The following is a 5567-nucleotide window of genomic DNA, read 5'->3' as shown; positions in this document are numbered from 1 at the left end:
GCGGGTGGTGCGGGTGCCGGGGCCTGCGGAGGTGCGTGTCCGGACGGCATGCTGTGTTTTCCCGGGGACACCCCGGACTCCGTACGCCGCACGCGGGTCTCGTCGAGAGGTGCGGGTCGGCGTGCGGCACACATCACGCTTCGGTGTCCCGACACGCACCTCCCGGTGCGGGGCTTCCGGACGGTGACTAGCCGAAGAAGACCTGCGCCTCCTCGTACAGTGACGGTTCGACCGTTTTGAGTTGGGCCGTCGCCTCCGACATCGGGACCCGTACGATGTCCGTCCCCCGCAGCGCCACCATTTTGCCGAAGTCCCCGTCCCGCACCGCCTCGATCGCGTGCAGGCCGAAGCGCGTGGCCAGCCAGCGGTCGAAGGCGCTCGGGGTGCCGCCGCGCTGGACGTGGCCGAGGACCGTGGTTCTGGCCTCATTGCCCGTGCGGCGTTCGATCTCCTTGGCCAGCCATTCGCCGACGCCGGAAAGCCGGACATGGCCGAAGGAGTCCAGCGTGCCGTCCTTGAGGACCAGATCGCCGTCCTTGGGCATCGCGCCCTCCGCGATCACCACGATCGGCGCGTACGAGGCCTTGAAGCGCGAGGTCACCCAGGCGCAGACCTGGTCGACGTCGAAGCGCCGCTCGGGGATCAGTATGACGTTCGCACCGCCGGCGAGGCCGGAGTGCAGGGCGATCCAGCCCGCGTGACGGCCCATCACCTCGCAGACCAGGACCCGCATATGGGATTCGGCGGTGGTGTGCAGCCGGTCGATGGCCTCGGTGGCGATACCGACCGCGGTGTCGAAGCCGAAGGTGTAGTCGGTGGCGGAGAGGTCGTTGTCGATCGTCTTGGGCACGCCGACGCACGGGACACCGAACTCGTCCGAGAGCCGTGCCGCGACGCCGAGCGTGTCCTCGCCGCCGATCACGACGAGCGCGTCGACCTCGTGCGCGGCGAGGTTCTCCCTGATCCGGCGGACGCCGTCCTCGGCCTTGAGCGGATTGGTGCGCGAGGAGCCGAGGATGGTGCCGCCGCGGGGCAGGATGCCGCGTACCGCCGGGATGTCGAGCCGTACGGCGTCGCCGTCGAGCGGCCCGCGCCAGCCGTCCCGGAATCCGGTGAACTCATAGCCGTACTCCTGAACGCCCTTGCGCACGATGGCGCGGATGACCGCGTTCAGCCCGGGGCAGTCGCCGCCCCCGGTCAGCACTCCGACTCGCATGGAAAACACTTCCCTTCGCCGTCGGTGGGGCACCCGGGCCACAGGAAGAGTGACTCAGGTCACTCCGGCATGGTGCGCAGGAGGGGTTGGGTTCCACCAGAGGGCGGACGGAGATGGTTGTACGGATTCGTTCCGGAGGGAGCGTCAGGCGTCGTCGAGGCCGCGCTCGATCGCGTACCGGACCAGCTCCACGCGGTTGTGCAGCTGGAGCTTGCCGAGGGTGTTCTGGACGTGGTTCTGGACGGTGCGGTGCGAGATGACGAGGCGTTCGGCGATCTGTTTGTACGAGAGCCCCTTGGCGACCAGCCGCAGTACCTCGGTCTCGCGCTCGGTCAGCCTGGGCGCTCCCGGCTCGTCCGAGGCGGCGGGCGCGGGCTCCGAGGCGAGTCTGCGGTACTCGCCCAGCACCAGGCCCGCGAGTCCCGGAGTGAAGACCGGATCGCCCGCGGCGGTACGGCGTACGGCGTCAATCAGCTCTTCCGTACTGGCCGACTTGAGCAGATAGCCGGTGGCGCCGGACTTCACCGCCTCCAGGACATCGGCGTGCTCGCCGCTCGCGGAGAGGACCAGCACCCGCAGGCCGGGAAGGGAGCCGACCAGTTCCTTGCAGACCTGGACCCCCGGCATACCGGGGAGGTTGAGGTCCAGGACGAGCACGCGCGGAGTGGTCGCCGTGGCGCGGCGCACCGCCTGCGGGCCGTCGCCCGCGGTCGCGACCACCTCGAAGCCGGCGGCCTCCAGATCGCGGGCGACGGCGTCCCGCCACATCGGATGGTCGTCGACGACCATCACCCTGACCGTCTCCGCCTCGTGCCGCTCGCTCATCGCTCCGCCTTCCCCCGTACCCGTGGAACCCTCAACTCGACTTCCGTGCCCTGTCCCGGCACCGAGACCAGGTCGGCGCTGCCGCCCAGCTCCCGCAGCCGGCCGCGGATCGAGAGGGCCACACCGAGCCGTCCCTCGACCTCGGCCTGGGCGAGTCTGCCGTCCGGGATGCCCGGACCGTCGTCCCTGACGGTCACGATCACCTCGTCCGGCCAGTCCTCGACCAGGATCCAGGCGCGGGCGTCCCGGCCCGCGTGCTCGCGGACATTGTCCAGGGCCGCGCCGACCGCCGCCGCCAGTTCGCCGGCCGCCGCGGGCTCCAGCAGTACGGGCGCGCCCGGCTCGGCGAAGGTGACCTTCGGGCCGGTGTAGGGCGCGAGCAGCGAGCGCAGATCGCGAGGGCCCGGACCGGCGGGCGCCGACGGGGATTTTGCGGAGGTGCGGACGGTGGGCACGAGCCCGCTGGAGACCAGCGTGCGCAGCGCGATCTCCTGTTCGCCCGCCAGCCGGCCCAGCTCCGCGGCCTCGCCGCCGATCGCCGTACCGCGCCGCTGCACCATCGCCAGCACCTGGAGCACGCTGTCATGGATGTCCCGGGCCAGCCGCTCGCGTTCACGGGTCGCCGCCTCGATCTCCAGGGCGCGGGCCAGGGTGCGTTCGGAGGCGCGGGCGACCTCCACGACATAGCCGATGGCGATGGAGGCGACCCAGACGAGCAGCACATTGTGGAGGGTGTCCCGGCTGGGATGGCCGCGTTCCACGAGGTTGGCCACGGCGACGAAGGAGGAGGCGACGGCGGCCCAGCGCCAGCCTCCCTTGATCGCGAAGGCGAGGACCGAACCCGCGGTCCATATCGAGGGCAGCGTGGGCCCGTCGACGCTGCGGGCGTGCACATCGGCCAGCGGTGTGAGCAGGATGCCGGTGAGGGCGACGGCGAGATCGGCGACCAGGAAACGCCTGGTGCAGTTCACGGCGTTCGCCACACGGGGAAGCGTGAGGATCGTCCAGAGGGCCAGGAACGCGAGGAACGCCTCGGCCACCCAGGGGTGTTCGAACCGGTCGCGTTCGAAGAGGAAGATCAGTACCGCGTAGACCATGGTGAGCGGCCGGTAGGCGCTCAGTGCCCGCCAGAGCGGCTGCTCGACCGACATACGTCTGTCCTTCTGCGGCCCGCCGCGCCTCCAGGGCGCCGTGAACCCGTACCGACGGTCGATCGGTCCCTCCCCCATCGTGCCCCCCGCTCCCGGTGAATCAGTCGTCGCCGGTTTCCGCCGCCTTCGCCTCTTCGGCGAGCCGGCGCTTGGCCGCCGTCGCGTAGATGTCGACGTATTCCTGGCCGGACAGCTTCATGATCTCGTACATGACCTCGTCGGTCACCGAGCGCAGGATGAAACGGTCGCCCTCCATGCCCTGGTAGCGGCTGAAGTCCAGCGGCTTGCCGATCCTTATCCCCGGGCGCATCAGCTTGGGCACCACCTTGCCGGGCGGCTGGATCTTCTCGGTGTCGATCATGGCGACCGGGAGGACGGGCGCGCCGGACGCCAGTGCCACGCGTGCCAGACCGCCCGGCTTGCCCCGGTAGAGGCGGCCGTCGGGCGAGCGGGTGCCCTCCGGGTAGATACCGAAGAGCTCACCGCGCTCCAGGACCTTGATCCCGCTGCGGATCGCGGCCTCGCCCGCGCCGCGTACGCCCGAGCGGTCCACCGGGAGCTGTCCCACGCCCTTGAAGAAGGCGGCGGTCAGCCTGCCCTTGAGACCGGGCGAGTTGAAGTACTCGGCCTTGGCGATAAAAGTCACTTTGCGGTCGAGCACGGCCGGGAGGAAGAACGAGTCGGAGAAGGAGAGATGGTTGCTGGCGAGGATCGCGGGGCCCTCGGCGGGAACGTTCTCAAGACCCTCCACCCAGGGCCTGAAGGCGAGCTTCAGGGAACCTCCGATGGAGAACTTCATCGCACCGTAGATCAACTCGAATGCCTCCTGTGTGCTGTCGGACAGACCTTAACGCGTGGGCGGCGCGTGCTCCCCTTTCATGGGGGCCGGACGGATCTGGTCGGTGTCGGTCCGGTCGCGTACGGTGAAGTACACCTTCCCGAGCCTCACGAACAGGAGACCCCGGTGCCGGTCCTTCCTGGAGCCGAGCCGTACCGCCATGAGGGCGGCGAGGTCGGCGTCCTTCTCTGTCACGGATTCACCGGTTCCCCGCAGTCGTTGCGTCCCTGGGCCGAGCATCTGGCCGAGCACGGTCTCACCGTGTCCCTGCCGCTGCTCCCGGGACACGGCACCCGCTGGCAGGACATGCAGCTCACCGGCTGGCAGGACTGGTACGCGGAGGTGGACCGGGCGCTGGGCGAGCTCCTCCAGCGGTGCCGCCAGGTCTTCGTCCTCGGACTCTCGATGGGCGGGACACTGGCGCTGCGCCTCGCGGCCAAGCACGGCCCCGCGGTCGACGGGATCGTCGTGGTCAACCCGGCGATCGCCCTGCACGGAGCGGCCGCCCGTGTCCTGCCGGTCCTCCGCCATCTCGTGCCGACGGCCGGGGGGCTGACGAGCGACATCGCCAAGGAGGGTGTGAAGGAGCTGGGTTACGACCGGGTGCCGCTGCATGCCGCGTACTCGCTGCGGAAGTTCTTCGCGCTGGTGGACGGGGCGCTGCCCGAGGTGACCCAGCCGTTGCTGCTGCTGCGCAGCCCGCAGGACCATGTCGTACCAGCGGCCGACTCGGCCACGATCCTCGGCCGGGTCTCGTCACGGGATGTCCGTGAGGTCCTGCTGGAACAGAGCTACCACGTGGCGACGTTGGACCATGACGCGGAGCGGATTTTCGAGGAGAGTCTCGCGTTCATCGGCCGCCTCGCTCCGATTGCCGGGCAGAAGGGGAGCACCAGCGGTGGCTGAGCATGACGCGGACCGGGAGCCGCAGCCGATCGACGAGGACGCGGCCTGGGCGGCGATCGTCGCCGGGTACGGGGAGGAGCCGGCGGATCCGCCGGGCGCCAAGCCGTTCAAGTCGGTGGACGATCTGGCGTTGCTGGAGGGCGAGAAGAACAGCCTCGGGCCGGGCCCGGGAGCCGAGCCGGAGGCGGTGCCTTCTCCGGCGCCGGAGAAGGACGGCGACGAGAGCAAGCCCGCCTTGGGCGGCTCGGTGGTCTTCGCACCCGGCGTCGGCGGTCCCGGACCGCGCGACTACGAGGTGCCGGAGGCCCGCGAGGAGGACTTCGACGACGGCGACGAGGGACATTTCGTACCTCCGGAGCCGCCGCCGCTGCCCGAGGCCGATGTGACGGCCAAGTTCGCCTGGCTGGCGGTGATCGGCGGCCCGGTGCTGATGCTGGTCGCGGTCCTGCTCCAGTGGGACATGACCTGGTGGCTGACGACGCTCTGCATCGGCGGCTTCCTGGGCGGCTTCGCGACGCTGGTGGCCAGGATGAAGCACGACGACGACGAGAACGACGACCCGGGGCGGGGCGCGGTGGTCTGAACCTGGGGGTGTTCCTGGCGGCGGTGCGGTGCGGTGCGCCTCCCGGCG

6 protein-coding genes are annotated in these 5567 nt (G+C 70.4%); 2 read left to right on the top strand and 4 right to left on the bottom strand.

Translation table 11 applies throughout. From position 1 onward, the window contains the following. Nucleotides 1–187 precede the first annotated feature (187 nt). From BFF77_RS28500 to BFF77_RS28485, 4 genes are all read right to left on the bottom strand, one after another. Nucleotides 188–1216 (bottom strand): 6-phosphofructokinase, encoded by a 1029-nt coding sequence (locus BFF77_RS28500; protein WP_066955479.1) that lies wholly within the window; start codon nt 1214–1216, stop codon nt 188–190. Between the two features lie 144 nt (nt 1217–1360). After that, nucleotides 1361–2041 (bottom strand): response regulator, encoded by a 681-nt coding sequence (locus BFF77_RS28495; RefSeq protein ID WP_066955476.1) that lies wholly within the window; start codon nt 2039–2041, stop codon nt 1361–1363. Then, nucleotides 2038–3192 (bottom strand): MacS family sensor histidine kinase, encoded by a 1155-nt coding sequence (gene macS / locus BFF77_RS28490; protein WP_066955473.1) that lies wholly within the window; start codon nt 3190–3192, stop codon nt 2038–2040. The genes BFF77_RS28495 and macS overlap by 4 nt, the downstream gene beginning before the upstream one ends. Nucleotides 3193–3292: 100 nt before the next feature. Then, a complete protein-coding gene (locus BFF77_RS28485) occupies nt 3293–4006 on the bottom strand; it encodes a lysophospholipid acyltransferase family protein (RefSeq protein ID WP_066955469.1) in 714 nt (237 codons plus the stop codon). A gap of 150 nt (nt 4007–4156) precedes the next feature. Here BFF77_RS28485 and BFF77_RS28480 point away from each other — a divergent pair, with 150 nt between their 5' ends. Together BFF77_RS28480 and BFF77_RS28475 are read left to right on the top strand one after the other, a co-directional pair. Beyond that, complete coding sequence (locus BFF77_RS28480) at nt 4157–4936, top strand: alpha/beta hydrolase (protein ID WP_066955466.1); 780 nt, start codon at nt 4157–4159, stop codon at nt 4934–4936. After that, nucleotides 4929–5519, top strand: coding sequence for a hypothetical protein (locus BFF77_RS28475; RefSeq protein ID WP_066955463.1), 591 nt, complete (start codon nt 4929–4931; stop codon nt 5517–5519). The genes BFF77_RS28480 and BFF77_RS28475 overlap by 8 nt, the downstream gene beginning before the upstream one ends. The last annotated feature ends 48 nt before the right edge of the window (nt 5520–5567 follow it).

This window comes from Streptomyces lushanensis (assembly GCF_001700515.1).
Lineage (GTDB): Bacteria > Actinomycetota > Actinomycetes > Streptomycetales > Streptomycetaceae > Streptomyces > Streptomyces lushanensis.
The sequence above is the reverse complement of the archived record's forward strand: the minus strand, read 5'-3'. Positions and strand labels throughout refer to the sequence as shown.